This window comes from Nocardia sp. NPDC055321, from assembly GCF_053645575.1.
On record NZ_JBSHMS010000006.1, the window covers coordinates 79831 to 103462 of the forward strand.

Genomic DNA, 23632 nt, shown 5'->3' on the forward strand with positions numbered 1-23632 from the left:
CCCGCCGGTGGCCCAGTTCTCCGCCGCCACACGCCCGGCCTCGGGCGATCCGGCGGTGGCGGACGCCGGCCGCGGCGTCTCGGAGGCGTCGGCTGGAAGGTTCGACTCAGGGGTCCGGCCCTCATCCGCTGATGATCCCGATGCGTCGTCGGCCGCAAGCGGATCGAGCGGAGCCTGGCCTACCGCGGTGCCAGAAGAACCGACCGGGGTCGACGAGTTGGTGTGGCCCGTCGTTCCGGCGTCGGGTGACTCGGAGGTGCCCGACGCCGCGTCGTGGTGCCGGGTCGCGTCGGACGGGTCGGCCGACACGTCGTGGACAGAAGCCGCAGCCGAATCCGCTGCCGCCGCGGGCCGGCCGGGAAGTTGTGCCGCCCCTGACGAGTCGACCGCTGCGCCTCCTGAAGCGGAGTCGGCATCACCCGTGACCTCGGCCGCGGGCGGGACCGTTGCGCCGGAGTCTGCGGGCGAATCGCCTCCCTGCGAGGCTGTCTCGCCGGGAGTGCGCTCATCCTGCGCCGGGGGGAGCGGCGGTCGAGCCACCCGCGTCGCGTCCGCACCGGCCGGTGTGGCGTCCCGATTCGACGACGGTGAGGCAACGGAGCCTGCCGATTGCCCTGTGTCCGTGGTGGTTTCCCGCGCGGACTCGCCGGGGGTGGGAATCGGCGTCGGGCGCCCGGTCGGATCGACCGCGCCGTGGCCTTCCGAGCCCGAGGTCTCGGAGAGCGGCCTGCCCAGCGCGTCTTCGGCGGGAGCGGTGGGTGGCAGCGGCATACGCGGGGTCGCCGCGGCAGAAAGAGCCCCGCGTTCCTGATCACCCGTGGCGGAATCCGGGGTGCGTTCGCCCGTGTAGCCCTGACCGCTCGGGGCCGGGGGCAGGGGTGGACGTTCGGGCGACGCGGCGTTCGGGCCGGGTGCCGGGAGGTCCGGTGCCGGGGGCAGCGGGGGGAGCCCCGGGGGCGTCGGGCCGGTGAGGGGCCTGGTCGAACCGGTGGGTGCGTCCGGGGCCGGAGGGAGCGGTGGGACGCCCTGGCGCGCCTCGGGGGCGGGCGGCAGGGGCGGACGTGAATCATCGCTCGGCGCAAGCGGGTTCGGGCCCGTGGCGGAGGCGGGAGGTGCGTCGGGGAGTGGGGGCATGCCCGGCGGCACAGGGCGTGCGACATCAGGAGCCGGGGGCAGGGGTGGGCGGCCGGACTGTGGGGCCGGAGCGGGGGCGACCGGCGGCGCGGTGAATCGACCGGCACCGGACGAGCGGGGGTCGGAGGGGGCGCTGTCGGGTGCGTCGGGCAGCGGGGGACGTTGCGGGGACCTGTCCGCCGAATTCAGCTGCTCCGCAGGCGAACTCGGTGCCTCGGGGAGGGACGGACGGGCAGGGCTCTCGGGGAGCGGGGGCCGCTGTGCCGAGGGGTCGGCTGAGCTCGGTGCGGATGGTGCCTCTGGGAGAGGCGGACGTGCGGGGCTTTCGGGGAGCGGGGGCCGCTGTGCCGAGGGCCCGGCCGAGCTTGGTGCTGATGGTGCCTGGGTCGGAGCGTCCGGGAGGGGTGGGCGCGCGGGGCTCTCGGGGAGCGGGGGGCGCTGCGACGGCGGGACGGCCGAGTTCGGCTGTTCCGCAGAAGAATCCGGCGTATGGGACGGTGCATCCGGCAGCGGAGGACGGGCGGAGCCCTGGGGTGCACCGCCGTGTGTGGGGGACTCGGGCAGCGGGGGGCGGGCTGGCGGGGGGACGTCGAAGGGGCCGGGGGCCGGGCCCGTCGTGTTCTCGGGGCGCACAGGGGGCGTGGCGGGGAAATCCAGGGGGCCGGGGGACGGCGCGTCCAGTGGGGGCAGGCGTGGGGGAGCGACCTGGTTCCGGGTGGGGGCCGGGGGTGCGGTGTGGGGGCCGGGCGGGGGCGGCGGGAGGTCCGGGTGCGGGCCGGTGGATTGCGGTGGGGTGGTGGGGAATCGGGTCGTCGCGTCGGCCGGCGCGGGTGATTGATCGCGGGCGCTCGGGCCCTGCGGCTGGGCGCCGTGCGCGTCACCGGTGGCGGGCTGCGGGGGAATCTGGGGGCGGGGGCGGCCGTTCGCGGACGGACCCTGGGGCTGCGGGTGGGCGTCGCCGGGCCGTTCGAGTTCGGGGCCGTTCCCGTGTTCGCCACCGGGCGGGCGGTGGCCGTTCGCGGAGGTGCGCGGATCGACTGGGTGCTGCGGGCGGCCGTCGGCGCCCGGGTGCCGGGGGACATCGCCGGCGGGGAGGCCGTTCGTCCGGGGGTCCGCGGACTGCTGGAACGCGGGGGACCGGCCGGTGCCGGACGAGGCCGTCCGGCTCGGGCCGCCGGCGTTCGGGCCCTGGCCGGTCGGCGGCGGGGTCGCGGGGCGCGGCGGGTCGGGGGTGAACTCGAGGGGAGAGCTCACGCCGGGGCCCGGGGACGGGGCGGCGGCCGCGGGCGGCTGCTGCGGACGGCGGGCGGGCGGCGGGGAGTCCGGCTGGGGCGCGGTGTCGGTGTCCTTGCGGGGTTTGCGGCGGCCGAAGAGGCGGCGGGAGGCCTTCTCCTCGGGGATGAAGTCGTCCTGGGGGAGGTTCTCGACGGGCGCTTCGTAGCCGGATTCGGAGACGTCGCTCTCGGAGAGCCATGGCGGAAGCATGGGGAGACCGTCGTTGTTGCGGCTCACATCAACCCCCGATGTGCTGGACGATCTTGCAAGGACAGGCCGTAGTTTAGCGATCGCCCCGGCCGGCGTGCTCAGCCCGCTTGCACCTCGCACGCTTCGGGTGGGTGCGGCGAGTGTTCCCGCACACCCCGGACGACCCTGGTTTGGCCGGATCTACGCGACCGGGTAAAGTTAGTCGGCGGTGCATCTACACGCTGGTTGTGGCATGTCCGCATACTTACCTCCAGCGAAGTATCGCACCGCCTCGGCTCTCGTGCAGGACAGCGATGTTCCCGCATGCGTGCCGGGTGGAGCCGTAATGAGCTGCAACCAACCAGGTTCAGCCCAACCGGGATCGCGGAGGATATGGCGAAAAAAGAAGGGGCCATCGAGGTCGAGGGCCGGGTTATCGAGCCGCTGCCCAATGCGATGTTCCGGATTGAGCTGGAGAACGGTCACAAGGTTCTCGCGCACATCAGCGGCAAGATGCGGCAGCACTACATCCGTATTCTGCCCGAGGATCGCGTCGTCGTGGAGCTTTCGCCGTACGACTTGACCCGCGGTCGCATCGTCTACCGCTACAAGTGAGCCCCCGCAGGGGGACAACCGAGTTTCCGGGGCCCTGAGCCCCGGTCTTCCCCGGCCATTTCCGGCCGGGGAAAAACTGTGTTCACGGCCAGTGGGCACACGGAACCAGATTGGAACTGACGTGAAGGTCAACCCCAGCGTCAAGCCGATCTGCGAGAAGTGCAAGGTGATCCGCCGTCACGGTCGGGTCATGGTGATCTGCGAGAACCTGCGCCACAAGCAGCGTCAGGGCTGATCTCGGCCTAGCCGGATCGCCGGAGGAAACTCCGGTCGTTCACCAGCCAAGCACCGAACGCGATTCGGATTGGCAGACACACAGAAGTAACTCCCAGCGCCAGTCGCCGTTGTCGAGCCCAGCAAGTGGGCGGATGGCGGCCTTCCCCCGGTACGGAGGCCGGGGCCCCACACGAGGGGACGGTCAGGGAGCAGACCTCCGCAACCATTAAGGAAATGCCACATGGCACGTCTGATGGGCGTCGATCTCCCGCGCGAAAAGCGCATGGAGATCGCGCTGACCTACATCTTCGGCATCGGCCGGACCCGCGCGAAGGAGATCCTGGAGGCCACCGGCGTCAGCGGTGACATCCGTTCCAAGGACCTCACCGATGAGCAGGTCACGACTCTTCGTGACTACATCGAGCGCTCGGCGATGAAGGTGGAAGGCGACCTGCGCCGCGAGGTTCAGGCCGACATCCGTCGCAAGATCGAGATCGGCTGCTACCAGGGTCTGCGCCACCGTCGTGGCCTCCCCGTGCGCGGCCAGCGGACCAAGACCAACGCCCGCACGCGCAAGGGTCCGAAGAAGACCGTCGCCGGCAAGAAGAAGTAGGGATAGCGCATGCCTCCGAAGAGCCGGGCCTCGGGCCCGAAGAAGACTCAGAAGTCGCGTCGCCGGGATAAGAAGAACGTCCCGCACGGCCACGCGCACATCAAGAGCACGTTCAACAACACCATCGTGTCGATCACCGACCCGTCCGGCAACGTCATCTCGTGGGCGTCCTCGGGCCACGTCGGCTTCAAGGGTTCGCGTAAGTCGACCCCGTTCGCCGCGCAGCTTGCCGCCGAGAACGCTGCCCGCAAGGCGCAGGAGCACGGTGTCAAGAAGGTCGACGTGTTCGTGAAGGGCCCGGGTTCGGGCCGCGAGACCGCGATCCGTTCCCTCCAGGCCGCAGGCCTCGAGGTCGGCACGATCTCCGATGTCACCCCGCAGCCGCACAACGGCTGCCGTCCGCCCAAGCGGCGTCGCGTCTAAGCGGGAAGGAAAAGGTAGAGAATCATGGCTCGTTACACAGGCCCCATCACCCGCAAGTCGCGTCGTCTTCGTGTTGACCTCGTTGGAGGCGACCAGGCGTTCGAGCGTCGTCCTTACCCGCCGGGCCAGCACGGCCGCGCGCGGATCAAGGAATCCGAGTACCTCATGCAGCTGCAGGAGAAGCAGAAGGCTCGCTTCTCGTACGGCGTCATGGAGAAGCAGTTCCGCCGCTACTACGAAGAGGCGAACCGCCAGAAGGGCAAGACCGGCGACAACCTGCTGCGTCTGCTCGAGACCCGTCTGGACAACGTCGTGTACCGCGCCGGTCTGGCCCGTACCCGTCGTCAGGCTCGTCAGCTCGTCAGCCACGGCCACCTCGTGGTCAACGGCGTGAAGGTCGACGTCCCCAGCTTCCAGGTTTCTCAGTACGACATCATCGATGTCAAGGAGAAGTCGCTGGGCACCCTGCCTTTCCAGGTTGCGCGCGAAACCGTTGGTGACCGTCCCGTTCCGGGCTGGCTCCAGGTCGTTCCCGGCCGTCTTCGCATTCTGGTGCACCAGCTCCCCGAGCGTGCGCAGATCGATGTTCCGCTGCAGGAACAGCTGATCGTCGAGTTCTACTCGAAGTAATAGGTGCGCTGACGCGCGCCGCTGGTTGCCGCCTCGAATTGTTCGGGGCGGGAACAGTTCCCATCGTGAGCGTCAAATAGCGGACGCTCGAAGGAGGAGAAATCCATGCTGATTTCACAGCGACCGACACTGACCGAAGAGGTTGTGTCCGAGAACCGGTCGCGGTTCACCATCGAACCGCTCGAGCCGGGCTTCGGTTACACCCTCGGCAACTCGCTGCGCCGCACGCTGCTCTCGAGCATCCCGGGTGCCGCTGTCACGAGCATCCGCATCGACGGCGTGCTGCACGAGTTCACCACGGTTCCGGGCGTGAAGGAAGATGTCACCGACATCATCCTGAACCTCAAGGGCCTGGTTGTGTCGTCCGAAGAGGACGAGCCGGTCACCATGTACGTCCGTAAGCAGGGCCCGGGGGCCGTCACCGGTGGGGACATCGTTCCGCCGGCCGGTGTCACCGTGCACAACCCGGACATGCACATCGCGACCCTGAACGACAAGGGCAAGCTGGAGATCGAGCTCGTCGTCGAGCGCGGTCGCGGCTACGTTCCTGCCGTCCAGAACAAGGCGTCGGGTGCGGAAATCGGCCGGATCCCGGTGGATTCGATCTACTCGCCGGTTCTCAAGGTGACCTACAAGGTCGAGGCGACTCGTGTCGAGCAGCGCACCGACTTCGACCGGCTCATCCTGGATGTCGAGACCAAGAACTCGATCTCCGCTCGGGATGCGCTGGCGTCGGCGGGTAAGACTCTGGTCGAACTGTTCGGTCTCGCTCGCGAGCTGAACGTCGAGGCCGAGGGCATCGAGATCGGCCCCAGCCCGGCCGAGGCGGATCACATCGCTTCGTTCGGTCTGCCGATCGAGGACCTGGACCTGACCGTGCGGTCCTACAACTGCCTCAAGCGCGAGGGTGTGCACACCGTCGGCGAGCTGGTTGCCCGCACCGAGTCCGATCTGCTGGATATCCGCAACTTCGGCCAGAAGTCCATCGACGAGGTCAAGGTCAAGCTGCATTCGCTTGGTCTGTCCCTCAAGGACTCCCCGGCCTCCTTCGATCCGTCCTCCGTCGTCGGTTACGACGCGGCGAGCGGCACCTGGAGCGACAGCGGTTCGTTCAGCGACACCGACAGCGGCGAGCAGGACTACGCCGAGACCGAACAGCTTTAGGCCGTCACGGGGCGGGCGCCCCGACGGTCTTAGACACAGGAGATTCCAATGCCCAAGCCCAAGAAGGGTGCCCGCTTCGGCGGGTCGGCGTCGCACCAGAAGGCGATCTTCGCCAACCTGGCCACGGCGCTCTTCGAGCACGGTCGCATCACGACCACCGAGTCCAAGGCCAAGGCGCTGCGTCCCTACGCCGAGAAGCTTGTCACCAAGGCGAAGGCCGGCACCCTTGCCGACCGTCGCGAGGTGATGAAGGTGATCCGCTCCAAGGACGTCGTGCACGAGCTTTTCGCGAACATCGGACCGTCGTTCGAGGGTCGCGAGGGTGGCTACACCCGGATCATCAAGACGATCCCGCGCAAGGGCGACAACGCTCCGATGGCGATCATCGAGCTGGTTCGCGAGAAGACCGTGACCAACGAGGCCGATCGTGCCCGTCGCGTCGCGGCTTCGCAGAAGGCCACCGAGACTCCGGCCGCGGAGACCAAGGCCGACGAGGCCGTCGAGGTTGCTGCCGAGGCTCCCGCCGAGGCCGCTGACCTGGAGAAGAAGGAAGCCTAGTCTTCCCGCTCATTCCATGAGGAAGCCCGCCGTCCCCTCCGGGTCGGCGGGCTTCTTTCATGTTAACCAGGAGATCGCTGTGACCGTGGACGATCAGGCGGCCGCGTCGCCGGCGCCGGAATCGGACCCCGCGCGGGTTCGGCTCGACATCAGCTACGACGGCACCGACTTCACCGGCTGGGCCCGCCAGCCCGGGCTGCGCACGGTGCAGGGCGTGCTGGAGGAGTCGCTGAGCAAGGTGCTGCGCGAGCCGATCCAGCTCACCGTCGCCGGGCGCACCGACGCCGGCGTGCACGCGCAGGGGCAGGTGGCGCACTTCGACACCCGCACCGCGGTGGACGGTCCGCGGCTGGTGCACCGGCTGGCGCGCTTCCTGCCGAAAGACGTGCGCGTCAAGGACGTTCGGCTCGTACCGCCGGAGTTCGACGCCAGGTTCTCGGCGATCCGGCGGCACTACGCGTATCGCCTGACCACCGCGCCGTTCGGCGCCGAGCCGCTGCAGGCCCGCCATATCGTGCCGTGCCGTCCCGGCGTGGATCTCGAGGCCATGCGGGCGGCGTCCCGAAAGCTGCTGGGCCTGCACGATTTCGCGGCCTTCTGCCGGCGGCGCGAGGGCGCGACCACCATTCGCGAGCTGCAGCGCTTCGACTGGGAGCTCGAGGGCGAGTTGCTCACCGCGTACGTCAGCGCCGACGCCTTCTGCTGGTCGATGGTCCGCAGTCTGGTCGGCGGGGTGCTCGCGGTCGGCGAGGGCCGCCGTACGCCGGAGTGGATCGGTGGTTTGCTGGATGAACGCGAGCGGGCCAGTGCGGTGACGGTCGCGCCCGCGCACGGGTTGAGTCTGGTCGCGGTGGACTATCCGCCGGACGCGGAGCTGGCGGCGCGGAACGCGGAGACCCGCGAGGTGCGTTCGGTGCCGGGGCCCGCGAGCGCGGGGCAGGGGTGCTGCGGCGACTGAGTCGCGGGGAGAAAGACAGAGCGGGGCGGGGTTACGAGCGGCTCACCCCCCCCCACGCGGGCCCCCCCCGCGGTGATAAAAAAAAGAAGCGGCCCACGCAGGGGTTTCCCGCTGCGTACCCCGCCCCCGCTCGCGTCCGCCCCCGTCGATCGGCGGGGTGAAGTGAATTGTCTTAGGGCCGAATGCCGTTCGAGAATTCGAGAGAATTGTTTTCGTTTTCTCCGCCGGTGACAGCCCGTCGCGGTCGGGCATGGGCACTGCCGAGCGAAAGCTCAACTCCGCCGTATGGATTCGCGGCGGGGCGTGCGGTTCGGTTGGTACTCGCCGACCGGTCTCGGTTTCTTCGGGCAACTTACCTATTTCGGGCGCGTCTTCCGAAAGTTGGAAGATGTGAAGGGATTTCGGCTTTCTGGAACACCAATGGTGCGACAATCGGCCCATGAGCGGCGGCTCCGATCCCGCGGTGGTCGATGTCAGATCAACTCCCGAGGTTTCCGAACAGCAGGCATTCGAGCAGTGGGAGGCTGCGGTCGCGCAGGCGTATGTACCGCTGGTCGTCACCCCGGTCCACCCGGGCGAGTTCCGGGCTCGCATAGTGCAGTCGCGGTTCGACGAGATGGACGTGTCGACGGTGACCGCGACGAGCCAGCACATCTCGCGCCTGCCGCGGCTGATCCACGAACCCGACGAGCCGTACCTGTTCGCCAGCATCACCACGCAGGGGCGGGGCTGGCTCGAACAGGACGGCCGGGTGGGGGAGATGGCGAATCGCGGGCTCATGCTCTACGTGAGCTCGCGGCCCTTCACCGCGCATTTCGAGCAGAACTGGGGCCTGGTGGCGGTGCAGGTGCCGCTGTCGCGGGTGGTACGCGCCTCGGGGGTCGCCTCCGACCGCATCCCGACCGCGGTGCGCTTCCCGCCCGAGGGCGCGGCGGGCATCGTCGGCCGATTCTTCTGCGGGCTGGCGCAATTGCAGCAGACGGCGCCGGAGCAGGCCGCCGAACTGGCCAGGCACGGGACCGGGCTGCTGGCCTCTGTGGTGCAGCTGGCGGCGGGGCAGACCCCGCACGAGGAGGCGGGTCAGGCCCTGGCCAGGCAGCACGCGCTGTCCTACATCCAGCGGCATTTCGCCGACCCGGGACTCACCGTCGACGATGTCGCGGCCGCGTGCTCGGTCTCGCGCCGCACGCTCTATCGCCTCTTCGAGGAGGGCGACGACGGGGTCGCGGCGGTGCTGCGCCGACTGCGGATCGAACGGGCGCTGGCGCTGATCCGGACCGACCAGACCCGGCCGCTGCTTTCCATCGCGCGCGCTTCGGGATTCGTCTCCGAGCGGCAGTTCTATCGCGCCTTCCGGCGTGAGATGGGAATGACGCCCGGCGAATTCCGGACCGAGTACGCCTGAGCCCTATCGGATTCCGCGCACGGGTCGCCCGTAAACCCGATGACGTGAATGGTCAGTGATCTGGCACGGCCGGACAGTCACAGCATCGTGCCCGATGTGAATACTTGTGGGGGCATCCGGATCACACCGCTGATCTTCTCCAACCAAATCGCTGACCCCGTGCACCGCCGGTCTTCGCGTCCCGATCGTGTGCCTCGGGCGAAGCGCCGCTTGCACGTCAGGCGCAGTCGTCGACGTTGCCGACCGGCCGGGTCATGCGAGGAGGAGACGCCGCCCGGTCGTCGTCGAGCCGCCGACGACCGGGTTGCGTGTTGCCGGTCCCGCGCTCGTGCGCGGCACGGACCGCCCATCGAGGCGAATTCCGCCAAAAATGGACGCAGGCACGTCCGGTCGGTAGCTCGGCACGGTATGTCGCTGCACCTCGCGGCCGTTCGGCGAAGGGTGATTGCACAGATCTTCCCGAGCGTGTCGAAGGGAGCCCAGGTGCGGACGAAGGTGCGGGTGGCGGCGGTCCAGGCCGAACCACGATGGCTGGACCTGCGGGCGGGCGTCCAGCAGGCGATCGAACTCATCGAGACCGCGGCGGCGGGGGGCGCGCAGCTGGTGGCCTTCCCCGAGACCTTCCTGCCCGGCTACCCGTGGTGGCTGTGGCTGGATTCGGTGAGCTGGGGACAGGGCTTCTTCGCGCGCTACCGCACGAACTCGATGACGGTGGGCCGCACCGAATTCCGCCGCATCGCCGATGCCGCGCGCCGCAATCGCGTGCACGTGCTGCTCGGCTTCAGCGAACGCTGCGGCACCTCGCTGTACATGTCCCAGTGCCTGATCGACGATCGCGGCGTGCTGGCCGGGGTGCGGCGGAAGCCGGAGCTGACGCCGCTGGAGCACAAGATCTTTCGTTGCGGTGAGGTGACCGCGCCCTACGTGTTCCGGACCGATATCGGCCGGATCGGGGTGCAGGGTGGATCGGAGCAACTGCACCTGCCCGCCCGGCGCGAACTCGAGCGCACGGGCGCCCAGGTGCACGTGGTGTCGTGGCCGGGGTTCATCATCGCGCGGGACGTGGAGTGGGGTGTGCGAGTGAACAACGCGGCGACGCTCTGGTACGCGGTGGTGGGGCAGTTGAACGTGGTCGCGGCGTGCTCCATCATGGACGTCGCCGGCAGCGAAAGTCGGCACGGTGGAACGGAACCCGCGAAGCAGTTGGTGCGCGGCCCGGGCGGGCATTCGCGCATCTTCGCGCCGGGCGGGGAGGAACTGGCGACCCCGCTGGGCGGGCACGAAGAAGGCATCCTGTACGCCGATCTGGAACTCGATACGAGCTGTGAATCCGCGGCGTAGGGCTGCGCCGTCGCTGGCTGCCCACGGGCGGATCTGACACACTGCCCGATATTCGGCCGGGTGGCGGCCGTCGATGGTTGTCGAGGGATGGGGAGTGGAAGGGTCAGAAGCGATCAATCGGTTCGAAGTGCGAACCGGATCGGAATCGCCGGCGGTGGAGGCATTCGAGCGCTGGGAAGCGCAGGTGAGTGCGGCGTATGTGCCGCTTGCGGTTTCACCCGAGCCCAGCGGAAGTTTCGGGGGTTTTCGCGGTCATATCGAACACGGCAGATACGGGGATCTCGAGCTCACCGTCGTCGGGTCGACGCCGCAGCAGATCCGGCGCACGCCCCGGTTGATCGCGCGGACCGAGGACGAGTTCCTGCTGGTGAGCATTCCACTATCCGGCACCGCGCGGCTGCATCAGGATGATCGAGTCGCCGAAGTGGGGCCCGGCGGCATCGTCTTCTACGACACCTCCCGGCCCTACCACTGGGAATTCGGGCAGGAGTGGGAGCAGGTGGTACTGCAGGTCCCGTTGAGCCGGCTGCGGGAGCGGCACGGTGTTCTCGGTTCGGAAGTTCCTACGGCTACGGCTTTTTCGGGAGATTCGGCGCCCGCGATCGTGGCGCAATTCTTCCGGGGTATCGCGAGATTGCAGGGTACCGATCCCGGAGGGGCGGCGCTGCTCGCCGAGCCCGGACTGGATCTGCTGGCAGCGGCGGTGGTCGCGGCCACCGGCGGGGTGGCGCGGGAACGCTCGGCCGACGCGCTGAATCGTCAACGCGTGCTGGTGTTCATGCGGGACAACTGCACCGATCCCGAACTCGGAGTTGATCGAATCGCGGCCGGTTGCCGAATGTCGCGGCGTACGCTCTATCGAGTGTTCGGTGAGTTCGAGGGCGGACCGGGAGCGGTGTTGCGGCGCATGCGAATCGAACGGGCCTGCGAGTTGTTGCGCAGTGCGCCACAGCTTCCGCTGTCCGCGGTCGCGAGCGCTTCGGGATTCCTTACCGAGCGAAGTTTCTACCGTTCCTTCCGTACCGAGACTGGCACTACACCGGGTACATTCCGTACATTGCTTTGAACAGTTCATTGGTATGAACATCGCGGTGGCATGAAGAGTCCGGAATACGGCACTTTTCGGCATGGTGTGATCGGAAGGCATTCGCGAGCATCACCTCTCATGAGGGTTGTCCCATGAGAAAAACGGTGCGCGTCGCGGCGGTCCAGGCCGAGCCGAAATGGCTTCGGCTGCGTGAAGGCGTCGAGCAGGTCGTGGAACTCATCGGCGCCGCGGCCGTGTCGGGTGCGGAGTTGGTCGCATTCCCGGAGACGTTTCTTCCCGGCTATCCCTGGTGGCGCTGGGTGGAAACCAATCAATGGAACGTCGAATACTCGGCCCGCTGCCGCGAGAATTCGATGCCGCGCGACGGCGCCGAAATGCGAACCGTCGCCGCGGCCGCGCGCCGCTACGGCATCCACGTGGTACTGGGTTTCGGGGAACGGCAGGATCGCCGAATCTATATGTCGCAGGCGGTGATCGACGATTCCGGGCAGGTGCTCTCGGTGCGGCGCAAGGCCGGGCTCAACGGGGTGGAGCGCAAGGTGTTCGCCTCGGGGGCGCCGAATCTGCCCGCCGTGCATCGCACGCCGTTCGGGGCGCTGGGCGCGCTCACCGGGCAGGAGAACCAGCGGCCGCTGCTGACCCGCGCGCTGCGCGCGGACGGGGAGCAGATCCACGTCGCGGCCTGGCCGGGCGGGATGGCGGGCGATACGCCGGGACCGGATTCGGGACCCACCGTGAGCCGGATGTACGCGCTCGAGGCGGGCGCGTACGTGATCGCGCCGTGCGTGGTGGTCGGGGCGGGGGAGAACGGCGGGCAGCGGCCCACCGGGCGGGCCCGCATCTACGGTCCGGACGGGATCGAGGTCATCGCGCCGCTGGCCGAGGGTGCGCAGGGCCTGCTCTACGCCGAGCTGGAGCTGCGCGGCGGAACGGGGACGGTGGACGTGGGAATCGCCCATCGCCCCCGCGAGCGGCGCGGGCAGACGGCCGCGCGCACCGCGCGGGCGGGGGTCGGCCGGATTCCGAGTTCGGATCGCTGGGCCATGCCGCTCACCATCGGCTCGACGGCGACCGGCATGGCGGCCTGCTGACGGTCAGGATCGGACCAGGCGCGCAATGGCGTCGGTGGCTTCCTTGATCTTGGCCTCGGCCTCGGGACCGCCGGCGACGGCCGCGTCGACCACGCAGTGGCTGATGTGATCCTCGAGCAGGCCCATGGCGACCGCCTGCAGGGCCTTGGTCATGGCCGAGACCTGGGTGAGGATGTCGATGCAGTACTTCTCTTCCTCGACCATCCGCTGCAGGCCGCGGCTCTGGCCCTCGATGCGGCGCAGCCGCTTGAGGTAGTCGTCCTTGGCGGTGATGTAGCCGTGCGAGCTGTGATCGTGGCAGGGTTTGTCGGCCTGATCCGCCGCCGTCGTGGCCTGCGCCACATCGGCGGTGTCCGTCACCGCTGCGGCCGTGCTGATCTGATCCTTGGTCACCGACGGTTTCCTCACTCCCGGCGTCAATACCCCCCTAGGGTACAGCGTCCGCCCTGGTACCACCACTCACGCGCAAATGGGCGAGAATTGGCCGCATGAGTTCGGATACTCGGGCCACACTGGCCATTATCGGCGGCAGCGGTTTCTACGACTTCTTCGGTGACGACGCGACTGCGGTGGAGGTCGAGACTCCCTACGGCGCGCCCAGTGCGCCCATCACCATCGGCACCGTGGAGGGCCGGTCGGTGGCGTTCCTGCCCCGGCACGGCCGCAAACACGAGTTCTCCCCGCACACCGTGCCCTACCGGGCCAACATGTGGGCCCTGCGCTCGCTGGGCGTGCGGCGGATCTTCGGTCCCTGCGCCGTCGGCAGTCTGCGCGCGGACTGGGGGCCGGGCACCGTGGCCGTGCCCGACCAGCTGGTGGACCGCACCTCCGGGCGGGATCAGACCTTCTTCGACGCGGGCGGCGTGCACGTCTCCTTCGCCGACCCGTACTGCGCGGAACTGCGCACCGCGGCCATCGGGGCCAAGGGCGACGAACTGCCGCTGAAGGATCACGGCACCATGGTCGTGGTGCAGGGCCCGCGCTTCTCCACCCGCGCCGAGAGCCAGTGGTTCGCCGGATTGGGTTGGGAGCTGGTCAATATGACCGGTCATCCCGAGGCCGTGCTCGCCCGGGAACTCGAAATGTGCTACTCCGCAATCGCTCTGGTCACCGACCTGGACGCCGGCGTGGAGTCCGGGCACGGTGTGAGCGCGGTCGATGTGTTCGCCGAGTTCGAGCGAAACCTGGTGCCCTTCAAGGGATTGGTGCGCCGCGCGGTCGCCGCCGTCGAGGGCGACGACACCTGCGACGCCTGCCGCGTGCACTCGGGCACCGGCGTGCAGCTGCCCTTCGAACTGCCCTGACCCCTCGCTCGCACAGGGCCCGGCCCCATCGGGGGCCGGGCCTTTGTCATGCCCGATGCGCCCGGATCGAGATGTGCCCGGTCCACACTCCGCCGTGGTCGCCTACGCTGGAGGAATGAGCTCGGGTAGACCTGTGGCGGGCCGGTTGCGAGTGTTGCTGACCGGGGCGGCCGGCTACATCGGTTCCCACGTGCATCGCGCTCTTCTGGAGGCGGGGCACGAGGTCGTCGCCATCGACGCCATGCTCGGCGCGGTGCACGGACCGGCATCGACGGCGCCCGAACGGGTTTCGCTGGTCGACATCCGCAATCCCGAAGCGCTGGAACCACTTCTGCGGGGGATCGACGTGGTGTGTCACCTGGCCGCGGCTGTCCCGCTGCCGGATCCGCCGCCGATGTCCCGGGGGCCGGAGCGTGTGGCTGCTCCGGGCGTGCGGGTGCGGGCCGAGGGGGCCGGCGGCCGCGCCGGGTCGGGCGCGAGTTCCGCTGCGGCGGTGGGGGAAGCCGCCGACTCCGCCTCGGGGAAGTCCGCAGCCGGGCGATCGCCAGGTTCGATCCAGCCGACGGGTGGTGCCACCCCGAGTGCGAGCGATTCGGTTGGGAGACAGGGTGAACCGGCCGGTCGACAGGAAGGCTCGGTAGAGCGCGCCGGCCGTGGCACTGGCGACGTCGGCCGCGCCGCAGGAGACGGTGCCGTAGGCGGTGCCGCACGCGACGGTGCCGCTGCGGTTCGAGACGGTGCTGTTTCCGCACGGGACGCTGCTGCTGTCGCACGAGACGGTGCTGCTGCCGAGCGCTCCGGCCGTGAAAGTCGCAGACTAGGGCGGGAACCCGGTTCTGCCGGAAGGAAGCCGAGCACATCGGGGCGGGGTGATGGCCCCGCCGTGGGTGGCGATTCGGCCGGCACAGGGGGTCGTGATGGTGACCCCGATTCGGGAGAGAGATTGGGGCGCAGCACAGTTCCCACCCATAGGCAGCCGCCGGGTGGGCACGGTGGAGTGCGCGGCGGTGCCGAGGCCGGCGGCCGGGGCGCGGCCGGTGGGCGCAGCGAGGACGCCGGACACGGAGCCGGGCCCTGCGTGCGCGGGCCCGACGAAGCTCGGAGCACCGAGAGCGATGACGGGAGGAGCGCCGGTGGCGATGGTGGGCCGAGCACCGGTGGCGACGGCGGGCGGAGTGCCGCGCCGGCGCGGCGGGGCCCGTTGCAGATGCAGGCGGCCGCGGCCTACGCCACGCACAACGACGCGGGGACCGCGATTCTGCTGGCCGCCATGGAAAGAGCGGGGGTGCGGCGGCTCGTGCTCGCCTCGACGGTGGCGGTGTACGGGGAGGGGCGGTACCGGGCCGTGCGGAGCGGGCCGTTCTTTCCGGGGCTGCGACGGCGGGGTGATCTCGATCGAGGACTGTTCGATCACCGGGCGCCGCGCACGGGGGAGTTGCTGACCTGGGAGCCGTTCGGGGAGGACGCGCCGCTGCGGCCGCGCAGCGCCTACGCGGCGAGCAAGGTCGCGCAGGAGCATTACGCGCTGGCGTGGGCGGTCAGTACCGGATCGGCCGCGACGGTGCTGCGGTACAACCCCGTCTATGGTGAGCCGGTCGCGGGCGCGCGGGCGGTGCGGACGGCGGAAACCGGTGTGGTGGCGCGGTTTCGGGCGGAGCTGAGCGCGGGGCGAGCGCCGCACGTGTTCGAGGACGGCGGGCAGGTCCGAGATTTCGTGCAGGTCCGGGACGTGGCGACCGCGACGGTGGCCGCCGTGGAGCGCGGGCTGCCCGGCTTCGTGCCGCTGAATATCGGTTCGGGACAGCCGCTCACGCTGTGGGAGGTGGCCTCGACCATGGCCAAGGCGCTGGACGGGCCCGCGCCGGTGGTCACCGGGCAGTACCGGATCACCGATATCCGGCACCTGGTCGCGCATGCCGAGCGAGCGCGTCAGGCGCTCGACTTCACCGCGCGCACCGCGCCCGCCGAGGGGCTGGTGTCCTACGCGACCGGACGGGCCGGGCCGCACTAGGCTCGGCGTATGGAGAACCCGCTGCGGCTCGAAGTCATCGTGGCCAGTGTGCGCCCGGAACGATTCGCGCCGGTGGTGGCGGAGTGGTTCCTGCGCGCGGCCCGCGCCGACGGGCGCTTCGACGTGCGGGTCATCGACCTGGCCGAGACGCCGTTGCCGACGGATCTGAGCGTCACCGCCGAGTCCCGGGCCTACTGCGAAAGGATCGCCGCCGCAGACGCTTTCGTGGTCGTGACCTCCGAGTACAACCACGGCTACCCGGCGTCGGTCAAGACCGCGCTCGACACCGCCAAACGCGAATGGCGGGCCAAGCCCATCGGATTCGTGAGCTACGGCGGGCTCTCCGGCGGGTTGCGCGCCGTCGAGCAGTTGCGCCAGGTCGTCGCCGAGATCCATATGGTGTCTATTCGCGAGACGGTCAGTTTCCACGAGGCCAAACGGAAGTTCGACGCGGCGGGGGAGACCTCGGACGGTGCGGCTGTCGATGCCGCGGCCAGGCAGTTGAACCAACTTGCGTGGTGGGGACGGACTTTGCGCGCGGCGCGGGCGACCGACCCGTATCCGGGGTAGACCGCGCCCGCACGTGATCTGCGGGTCGGCCGCCCGGCAATTCCGGCGGAATCACGCCCTCCGCGTGCGCGGCCGGTACCCGGAATGCCGGGGTCCAGCCGAATGCATCGTGTCCGGCTCCGCGCGCTCGGCGTGATCACCGATACCTCCTGCCCCGCAGGCCTGCCCGCCCGGCTGTGTGGTGGCCGTACTGATCGGGTGCTACGGGTTATCGCCCCGGCGCGGCCGCTCTCCCGACCCGGCCTACACCTGGTCCGCGAGTGCCCGGGCGGCGCGGGGACGGCCGATGTACGTGGCCTCGCGCGGGATCGAGACCAGGTTCAGTTCCACCTCGGTGATGCCGGAGCGCAGGGTGATTCGATTGCCCGCCGCGCCGGGCTGGCGGATCGACAGGTCGGGGGCGGCGCCGGGCCAGCCCAGGGGATCGCCGGTGAGGTACAGGGTGGTGACGCCCGCGTGCGGGCCGGGCGCGAGCACGCCGTCCACCAGGACGGCGGTGAATCCCGCGTCGGACTGGTGGGTTTCGGCGGCGAGCGCCAGTCGCTCGGGATTGCCGATCGTGGTGAGCAGGTGGTCCCAGGACCCCGGGCGATCGGTGCGGATGAGCACCCGTTCGCCGATGGCGAGCGCGCGGAAGACCAGCTGCTGCGCCAGATAAAGCTCGCCGGAGATGTACACGGTCGAAATGCCCTGGCCGACAAGGCGTACGGCGACCCCGTTGCCCGCCTCGTCCGAGCCGAGGAGTTGACCGCAGCCCGCCGAGGGCAGCCGGACCTCGTCGAGCTCGGCCAGCGGGCGTTCGAGGGTCGGGACGGTGTGGTCCAATCCCGGTACGGCCAGGGGCAATTGGGCGAGCAGGCCCTCGCGCTGGCGGCCGTTCATGGAGATCATGCGTTTGTGCACCGGCTCGTCGGGCAGCTCGCGGGCGGTGAGTCGCCAGGCCGCGCCGACGCGCACGGTGTCCGGGGTATCGCCGGGACGCAGTCGCACCGCGACCGTGGTGCCGCGGGACGGCGGCACCCACAGCCGATCCAGCGCCTCGGAGCCGATCCGGCCCGGGTCCAGGGCCGCGCCGATGTTCACGCCGTTGCCGAGTTCGGCGTAGCGCCAGTGCTGGGTGAGATCGCCGGGGTCCGCGCCGCCGGTGATCTGCAGGGCGGCCTGGGTGATCTCGGGTGCGGTGAGAACGCGGGCGGCGCAGCCGGCGTCCTCCAGGGTGCGCACGATGCGCCGGGTGGCGATGGTGACCGCGCGGTATGCCCCGGCCGGGCCGCCGCCGCGCCGGGCCGCGGCGTCCGGGCACAGCAGGGGATCGAAGGCGATGGCCAGCCACACCGTGCGGTGCGCGGTGGCGGGCAGCGGGCCGAGCAGGGTTTCGTAGCTGGCCCCCGCGGGGGTTCCGGACCGGCTGCGATGACCGTGCGAAATGATGTCGATGCCCGCCAGCCGGATGTCGTGCTGGACGAGCCGCTCGGCCAGGGCGGCCAGGGGCAGCAGGTGCGAGGACCGCACGGTGGTACGGCCCAGGCGGGTGAGCCCGCCCTTGGGCGGCAGTACCTCCACGACGGCGACCACGCGCGTGCGGTCCGGGTACAGCCCGAGGGAACGGCCGTCGGCGGCGCTGAAGTCGACGGGGTCGGCGAGGGCGCGCGGGCGGCGGGCGCGAAAGCGGCAGCGGGTGGCGATCCACTCGGCAACTGAACGTTTGCCCAACGGCGCGAGGAGTGCCAGTCCCAGGGCGAGTGACACACCGACGGCGGGCCAGCGCGGCACGCCGGAGAGCATCGTGATGAGCAGGACGGCCACCGCGGTCGTCTGCGCGACCAGCAGGTTCATCAGTCGCACGCGGCGCCTCATATCGCTCCCCGATCGCCGATTCCCGGCCCGCCGGAGGCGGCCGAGTGCTCATCCGGATTCGGGGGAACTGTACTGTGTTCGGCGAACGCAATGACTGGTCGGGGGAGTTCGCATGCCGTCAAAACCTACGACGCGGTGGCAGGTCAGTGGCTATCGCTTCCTGGTTCGGCGCATGGAACACGCCCTGGTTCGCAGGGACGTGCGGATGCTGCACGACCCCATGCGCGCCCAGTCCCGCGCCTTCACCGTCGGGGTGATCCTCGCGTGTGTCGCACTGGCCGGTTGCGGATTGTTAGCCCTCCTGCGTCCGCAGGACAAGATCGGCTCGAACAAGATCCTGCTCGGCAAGAACACCGGCGCGGTGTACGTCGTCATCGACAACGTGGTGCACCCGGCGCTGAATCTGGCGTCGGCGCGGCTGGCGGCGGGCGAGGCCGCCAAACCCGGCACGGTCAAGGAATCCGAGCTCGCCAAGAAGCCGCGCGGGCAGTTGATCGGAATTCCCGGCGCGCCCGCCTCGCTGAACTTCGACGGCGGCGGTTCGGGCCGCGCCTGGACCGTGTGCGACGCGCTCGCCAACGACGGCAGCGCCACCCTGACCACCTCGGTCATCGCGGGCGCGCCCGATCTCGGTGACAAGGCCGCGCCGCTGGCCGCGGGCCGGGCCCTGCTGGTGCGCGGGCGCGACCACACGTACCTCGTGTACGGCAATCAGCGTGCGCGACTGGACATGAACGACCGCGCGGTGGTCGACGCCCTCGAGATCCGCGGGCACGTGCCCCGGCCGATCAGCGAAGGACTGCTCAACGCCATTCCGGAGGTGCTGCCGCTGACCGCCCCGGTCATCGCGGATGCCGGTGCGGCGCCGAGCTATTCGATCGGTGCGCATCGCATCGGTGACGTGGTCCGGGTGCGCACCGACAACAAGCACTACGTGGTGCTGTCGGACGGTTTGCAGCCGGTGTCCCCGCTGACCGCGGACATCATTCGCAACGCCTACCGCTCCACCGCTACCACCGACGACATCGCGCAGGCCGATCGCACGGGCGCGCCGGTCTCGGCCGCGCTGCCGGTCGGCGACTACCCGGCGGCCGCGCCCACCCTGGTGGACGGCAAAGACCAACCCGTCGACTGTCTTTCGTGGCGGCCCATCGACTCCGCCGATACCTCCGACGGCAGCCGGCACGCCGAACTCACGGTACTGACCGGGCACGCGCCGCCCATTCCCGATCGGGCGCGGCTGGTTCCGCTGGCGCAGGCCGACGGCGACGGACCCGAACTCGACGCGTTCTACCTGACGCCGGGGACGGGCGCGTACGTCCAGAGCACCGGGATCGAGCCGGACAGCCAGCGCCGGGACAGCCTGTTCTTCCTGTCCGACTACGGGGTTCGCTACGGGGTCAAGAACCTGGAGGCCGCGAAGGCACTGGGCATGGATCCCGAGTCGGTGCGCCCGGAACCCGCGCCGTGGCAGATCATCGGCCTGCTCGCGCCCGGGCCCACGCTGAGCCGCGAGGCGGCGATGGTCGCCCACGACGGGGTCGCGCCGGACCCGGATCCGGCGAAACAGCCTGTCAAGACACAGAACTGAGCGCCACGTGGGCCGGTACGGGCGGACGGTCGACGGTGCCAGGCCGGGCCGGCGTCCCGTTGCACAACGGATGGGATGCCGGCGGCTGTTGGTCCCGCGGGGCGATGCGGGTGATGGCCGTGAGGTTCGGACTGTCAGGGCGATAGGCAATGCGGATGCGCCCGGAATCGCCGCCCGGGAGCAGTACAGGGGTACGGTCCCGAGCGGTAACCACCGCCTTCGACTCCGGCCCCTTGGCGGTGGTGAACTGAACGGGCGGTGCGGGCTGTTCGGTTACGGCGACGCTGATCGCCGGACGGAAGTCGAGGTCGCCGAGATGCGCTGCGGATGAGTGACGTTCAGTCCTTGTCGCCCAGCCCGAACTTGCGGCGCAAAGGGAACGAGGCGAGGAAGCCCAGCGCGACCAGGAGGCCGACTATGCCTGTGCCGATCAGGGCCACGTTGCGCGGGGTGTTGTCCGGGGGCGGCGGCGGTGCGGGCAGGGGGAGCTGCTGATCGCGAGCGGCGTTGGGGCGCTTGGGCGGGAGCGTGCGGGGGACCTCGGCGGTCAGGGCGGCCACCGGATCGATCGAGCCGTAGCCCACGTAGGGGTTCCAGCCCTCGCCGGGGGCGTGGGCCGTGGCCTGGATGCGGTCGATCACCGCGCGGGCGTTCAGGTCCGGGAAGCGCGAGCGCACCAGGGCGGCGACACCGGAGACGTAGGGGGCGGCGAAACTCGTTCCGCTGTAGCGCGATACCTGGCCCTGGTTGGACACCTTGGCGGTCGTCAGCCCGGTGCTGCGGGGGTCCAGGGAGACGATGTTCTCGCCCGGCGCCGCGACGCCGACCCACGGGCCGGGCACCGTGAACGCCGACGGGCTGCCGAAGGCGTCGACCGAGCCGACCGAGAGCACATACTCGTCCCACCAGGCCGGAACCACGTAGGAGGAGACGCGATTCCAGAGGTCGGCGTCCGGGTGCAGCGGGTCCGGTCCGGGATTGCTCGCCCGGCAGGTGTCGGTGTTGCCCGCCGACGCGACCACCACGACGTCCTTCTCGACCGCCGCGTAGCGCACCGCTGCGCCGAGCCTGCCCATCTCCACGGTCTCCGGCCGGCTCGCGGGACAGGCGACGAGCGAGATGTTGATGACGCGCGCACCGGCGTCCGCGGCCCGGCGCACGGCCGAGGCCAGCGCGGAGATCTTGCCGTAGCCGTCGGGCATGTCGTCGGGGCCCTTGTCCCGGCTCGCGCCCTCGGCCTGGTACATGGCGCTGGTCTGGCGGATGGTCATGATCCGGGCCTCGGGGGCGACACCGGCGAATCCCTGGCCGGCGACGCGGGTGGCGGCGATGAGCCCGGCCACCAAGGTGCCGTGCGCGTCGCAATCCTCGGTTCCGTCACCGGAATTGGCGACGTAGTCGCCACCGGGAACGAGTCCGGGCAGGCGGGGATGCGGGACGACGCCGGTGTCGATGACGGCGACCAGCTGGCCCGCGCCCCGGGAGAAGCGCCAGGCGTGTTCGAGGTCGAGCGCCCGCTGCGTGGGTGGAATGGTCGGGCCGTCGCCGCCGGACTGCGTGCTCAGGCAGGGGGAGTTGGCGGGATGTTCGGTCCGGCCGGGTGGCGCGGCGGGGCCGCCGGGCGGCAGCAGCCCCGGATCCACGGCGGGCGGCCGGTCGGCATGGGCCGCAACGGGTTCGGCGCCGAGGCCGAAGGAGAGGCCGACGGCCAGCACGGCCGCGGCGGCACTCGCGCGCGGGAGCGGGTTCGGCGGGCGGGTCGGCATCGCGGAATCAGAGCCCGCGTACCAGGGCGAACAGACCCGTCACCCAGAACACGAGCGGCACGACGGCGGCGACGCATGTGTACTCCAGCAGTTCCACCGCCCGGCGCACGGGCGGGGTGGCCTGCCTGCGCGGGAGCACGATGCCGAACACCAGGGCGGTGGCCAGGATCAGCAGGGCCGCACCGAAAACCAGCAGCGGCGCCTCGTAGCGCACGGCCGTGCCGATCAACAGCAGCAGCACGATGCCCGCGCCGCCCGCGATGAGCATGACGGCCTGCTCCGCCCCGGCATAGGTCCGGCTGCGGAACATCAGGACCGCCGCGCACACCAGCGCGAGCGCGATCCCGGGCCAGTAGCGCTGTGCGGCAGCCGGATCGCACGCGGCCAGCGCACCGGCGACCACCACCAGGGTCGTCGCGGCGACCAATCCGGCCAGATACTCGCGTGCGCGTTCGGATTTCACGCGCAGCGCCTCCAGGGTGGGCAGCGCGCGATGATCGTCGGGATCGTCCTCGGTCGGGTCGATGGGCGTGCCGGGCGAGGGCACCGGCGGCAGGGGCAGCGCGGCCAGCAGAATGGAAAGCCTTGGCGCGAGGGCCGATCCGAGCAGTCCGGCGGCGGCCATGCCCGCGCCGACGGCCTTGTTCGGCACATCGGTGAGCAGCCCGACCAGGGCGGCGGGAATCGCGAACACCGCGAGCGTGGCCGCGCCGGCGAACAGGCCCGGGCCCACGCCGCTCACCCGCCGGGCCAGCACGGCGACGGCCCCGGTGAGCACCGCGCCGAGCAGCAGATTCGCACAGCCGTACTCGCCCGGGACGATGAGCATGCCCGCGGTGAACGCCGCCGGGAGGGCGCAGCCGCCCAGGACCAGCGCGGTGGCGGCGTCGTCGTACATGCGGGCCAGGACGGTGGCGGCGACCACCAGCAGCACGGTCACGAACAGGGCGATGGTCCTGCTCACCCAGCCGGGGACGGCAGCGGGCGCGGCCAGCAGGCCGAGGCAGCCGACCAGCATGGCGAGCACCGCGAGGATCGAGCCGGTCCAGCGCGCCGTGCGCGGGTTCCAGCCGCGGAAGTGGTCGGCGTCGGCGATGGCGACGTTGTACATGATGTCGTCGAACAGCGGGGTCGGGGCGGTGTGCCCGGCGTTCTCGAGCATGAGCAGTTCGCCGTCGCGCACGCCCTGCTCGGCCAGACTCAGCGAATTGGACAGGGGCGGTTCGCCGATGCGGGCCAGCACCCATTCGTGCGGTTCGAAGGTCTCGCCGTCGTTGTCGAACTCGTTGGCCCGGCTGTGCCGCGCGACCATGTCGACCACGCTCGGAATGAGCAGCGCGACCGGTACGTCGACCGGAATGGCCATGTCCACCTGGGTGTGCTTGGCCAGGATCGTCACCCGCGCGAGGTCCGGCGCCCGGACCGTGCCGCGCCCGTCGTCGATATGGTCGTTTCGCGCAAGCGTCACGCTGCCCCCAACTCGGGTTTGACCTCTGGTCCGCGCCGGCACGCGAGTCACCGCCGCCGCGCCGGGCATGTGCCGAAATGTTGCCCGCACTGTACGCGATGGCTATAACCCCACGTAAACTGAGCCCGCGAAAACCCTGCGGGCCGCAATTCCCATCCGCGACCCCGCCGATCGACCCCCGTCCGGACTCGAACCCCGAAGCACCACGGCACCCGTCCACGCGGAGACCTGAGCCTCGAAGGTTCGCGGCCGTCTCGTTCTGGACTGAGTGGAGCGGGGGAGCGAAGCGGAGGAGCGGAGGGAGGGAAGAACGAGACCGAAGGGCCGCGAACCCGCCCGGAGCGAAGCGGAGGGCAGAAAAATCCCCAGCACCATCAGGTTTCAGCGGCGCCCGCGGCGCGAGGT

The 23632-nt window shown here is 70.3% G+C and carries 19 protein-coding genes and 2 pseudogenes; 17 read left to right on the plus strand and 4 right to left on the minus strand.

What is annotated here, in order from left to right; translation table 11 throughout:
- Positions 1-2991: 2991 nt before the first annotated feature.
- The 12 genes from infA to ACWIGI_RS11740 all read left to right on the plus strand — a co-directional run bounded on the left by infA (position 2992) and on the right by ACWIGI_RS11740 (position 12660).
- The gene (gene infA / locus ACWIGI_RS11685; protein ID WP_040804562.1) at positions 2992-3213 is read left to right on the plus strand and encodes a translation initiation factor IF-1; all 222 of its coding nucleotides are present in this window, start codon (positions 2992-2994) and stop codon (positions 3211-3213) included.
- Between the two features lie 121 nt (positions 3214-3334).
- Positions 3335-3448 (plus strand): 50S ribosomal protein L36, encoded by a 114-nt coding sequence (rpmJ, locus tag ACWIGI_RS11690; RefSeq protein ID WP_067561702.1) that lies wholly within the window; start codon positions 3335-3337, stop codon positions 3446-3448.
- Positions 3449-3670: 222 nt separating this feature from the next.
- Positions 3671-4042: a 30S ribosomal protein S13 gene (gene rpsM / locus ACWIGI_RS11695; RefSeq protein WP_454202334.1), complete on the plus strand. Its 372-nt coding sequence runs from the start codon at positions 3671-3673 to the stop codon at positions 4040-4042.
- Between the two features lie 9 nt (positions 4043-4051).
- Entirely contained in the window at positions 4052-4465 is a 414-nt protein-coding gene (rpsK, locus tag ACWIGI_RS11700) for a 30S ribosomal protein S11 (protein WP_454202335.1), read from the plus strand.
- A 24-nt stretch (positions 4466-4489) separates the two neighbouring features.
- Positions 4490-5095, plus strand: a complete 606-nt coding sequence (gene rpsD / locus ACWIGI_RS11705; protein ID WP_375963197.1) for a 30S ribosomal protein S4 — start codon at positions 4490-4492, stop codon at positions 5093-5095.
- A 105-nt stretch (positions 5096-5200) separates the two neighbouring features.
- On the plus strand, positions 5201-6259 hold the full coding sequence (locus ACWIGI_RS11710; protein ID WP_354986070.1) for a DNA-directed RNA polymerase subunit alpha: 1059 nt from the start codon (positions 5201-5203) through the stop codon (positions 6257-6259).
- Between the two features lie 48 nt (positions 6260-6307).
- On the plus strand, positions 6308-6817 hold the full coding sequence (gene rplQ / locus ACWIGI_RS11715; protein WP_454202336.1) for a 50S ribosomal protein L17: 510 nt from the start codon (positions 6308-6310) through the stop codon (positions 6815-6817).
- Between the two features lie 16 nt (positions 6818-6833).
- Positions 6834-7775, plus strand: coding sequence for a tRNA pseudouridine(38-40) synthase TruA (gene truA, locus ACWIGI_RS11720; protein ID WP_454202337.1), 942 nt, complete (start codon positions 6834-6836; stop codon positions 7773-7775).
- A gap of 439 nt (positions 7776-8214) precedes the next feature.
- Entirely contained in the window at positions 8215-9180 is a 966-nt protein-coding gene (locus ACWIGI_RS11725) for a helix-turn-helix domain-containing protein (protein WP_454202338.1), read from the plus strand.
- Positions 9181-9645: 465 nt separating this feature from the next.
- Positions 9646-10521 (plus strand): nitrilase-related carbon-nitrogen hydrolase, encoded by an 876-nt coding sequence (locus ACWIGI_RS11730; RefSeq protein ID WP_454202339.1) that lies wholly within the window; start codon positions 9646-9648, stop codon positions 10519-10521.
- A 184-nt stretch (positions 10522-10705) separates the two neighbouring features.
- Positions 10706-11587: an AraC-like ligand-binding domain-containing protein gene (locus tag ACWIGI_RS11735; protein ID WP_454202340.1), complete on the plus strand. Its 882-nt coding sequence runs from the start codon at positions 10706-10708 to the stop codon at positions 11585-11587.
- A gap of 113 nt (positions 11588-11700) precedes the next feature.
- Positions 11701-12660 carry a nitrilase-related carbon-nitrogen hydrolase gene (locus ACWIGI_RS11740; RefSeq protein WP_454202341.1) on the plus strand — a complete coding sequence of 320 codons (960 nt, stop codon included), beginning with the start codon at positions 11701-11703 and terminating at the stop codon, positions 12658-12660.
- A gap of 3 nt (positions 12661-12663) precedes the next feature.
- Here ACWIGI_RS11740 and ACWIGI_RS11745 read toward each other — a convergent pair whose 3' ends face one another.
- On the minus strand, positions 12664-13002 hold the full coding sequence (locus ACWIGI_RS11745; protein ID WP_454202562.1) for a metal-sensitive transcriptional regulator: 339 nt from the start codon (positions 13000-13002) through the stop codon (positions 12664-12666).
- Positions 13003-13148: 146 nt separating this feature from the next.
- Between ACWIGI_RS11745 and ACWIGI_RS11750 the strand changes: the two genes are divergently transcribed.
- From ACWIGI_RS11750 to ACWIGI_RS11765, 4 genes and pseudogenes are all read left to right on the plus strand, one after another.
- Complete coding sequence (locus ACWIGI_RS11750; RefSeq protein ID WP_454202342.1) at positions 13149-13964, plus strand: S-methyl-5'-thioadenosine phosphorylase; 816 nt, start codon at positions 13149-13151, stop codon at positions 13962-13964.
- A 145-nt stretch (positions 13965-14109) separates the two neighbouring features.
- Positions 14110-14337 (plus strand): annotated as a pseudogene (locus ACWIGI_RS11755) (NAD-dependent epimerase/dehydratase family protein); the annotation flags it as partial.
- Positions 14338-15162: 825 nt separating this feature from the next.
- A pseudogene (locus tag ACWIGI_RS11760) lies at positions 15163-15975 on the plus strand (NAD-dependent epimerase/dehydratase family protein); the annotation flags it as partial.
- A gap of 9 nt (positions 15976-15984) precedes the next feature.
- Positions 15985-16545 (plus strand): NADPH-dependent FMN reductase, encoded by a 561-nt coding sequence (locus ACWIGI_RS11765; RefSeq protein ID WP_454202343.1) that lies wholly within the window; start codon positions 15985-15987, stop codon positions 16543-16545.
- Between the two features lie 243 nt (positions 16546-16788).
- Here the strand turns inward: ACWIGI_RS11765 and eccE are convergent, their stop codons facing one another.
- A complete protein-coding gene (gene eccE / locus ACWIGI_RS11770; RefSeq protein ID WP_454202563.1) occupies positions 16789-18381 on the minus strand; it encodes a type VII secretion protein EccE in 1593 nt (530 codons plus the stop codon).
- A gap of 133 nt (positions 18382-18514) precedes the next feature.
- Between eccE and eccB the strand changes: the two genes are divergently transcribed.
- Positions 18515-19993, plus strand: a complete 1479-nt coding sequence (eccB, locus tag ACWIGI_RS11775; protein WP_454202344.1) for a type VII secretion protein EccB — start codon at positions 18515-18517, stop codon at positions 19991-19993.
- Between the two features lie 338 nt (positions 19994-20331).
- On the opposite strand, the gene mycP is transcribed toward eccB, so the two are convergent.
- Positions 20332-21759: a type VII secretion-associated serine protease mycosin gene (mycP, locus tag ACWIGI_RS11780; protein ID WP_454202345.1), complete on the minus strand. Its 1428-nt coding sequence runs from the start codon at positions 21757-21759 to the stop codon at positions 20332-20334.
- 7 nt (positions 21760-21766) lie between these two features.
- Entirely contained in the window at positions 21767-23227 is a 1461-nt protein-coding gene (eccD, locus tag ACWIGI_RS11785) for a type VII secretion integral membrane protein EccD (RefSeq protein WP_454202346.1), read from the minus strand.
- Between the last annotated feature and the right edge of the window lie 405 nt (positions 23228-23632).